Raw genomic sequence first — 760 nt, forward strand, 5'->3', positions numbered from 1 at the left:
CTTAGATACGGAAATCGAATCGGTAGGGCGGTATCTTAATGCGCTACCAAGCTCGGTACACGTTCGCCTCAATGCTTTTCAACATCATGGCGTGGTGGGAGAGGCACGCAGCTGGGACAAGTGTTCAAAAGAAGAGATAGAGCAACTAAAGGAACAGCTTGGAAAGTTTGTTGATCGTCCTATCGCTGTTCCTTCCGTATGCGTTTAGAGCTGCCTCTTATCTTTACACACCGCAGCCTTCGAGCTCTTTACAAGCATCAAGCAATTGTTGTTGTAGCCATCTCAGAGCAGGATCATTGAGACTCGCTTTGTTCCACACCAAGCTGTAAGCCACTTGCCCGTAATCAAACGGTAAAGAGCGCTGCACTAAACCTTTCGCTTGATGTGCGACTCCCGCCCAAAGTTTTGAACACGTAAATAGATAATCGGAATGATGGCACATGACGGCAGCCGAACCGAAATCTGCCACACGCATCGCCATATTACGTTTTGAATGCTGCTGAGTGAGGTTTTGCTCGAAGTAAGGCTGAGAAAGATCTTTATCGTGAATCCCGATGTGGCGAGCGCAAAGATAACCTTCAATCGACAGGGGCGCTTTAGATAACGGGTTTGATTCGCCCATTAAACACACCATTTCATCTTTCAAGATTGTTTGCCAAACCAAGTCTTTATTTTGAGTTGGCGGCTGGCTGATGTCATGCGGCAGCAACAAAAAATCGACTTGTCCTCTCACTAGTGAATCAAAACTCATCTCTTCTTT

At 46.4% G+C, this 760-nt stretch carries 1 protein-coding gene and 1 pseudogene; one reads left to right on the forward strand and one right to left on the reverse strand.

Annotation, left to right across the window (positions count from 1 at the left end):
* Positions 1 to 208: pseudogene (locus R7P74_RS26065) on the forward strand (YjjW family glycine radical enzyme activase); the annotation flags it as partial.
* 15 nt (positions 209 to 223) lie between these two features.
* Here the strand turns inward: R7P74_RS26065 and R7P74_RS26070 are convergent.
* On the reverse strand, positions 224 to 760 hold a 537-nt coding region (locus tag R7P74_RS26070; protein WP_318123547.1), incomplete at its 5' end, for a LysR substrate-binding domain-containing protein.

This window comes from Vibrio sp. 2033, from assembly GCF_033339735.1.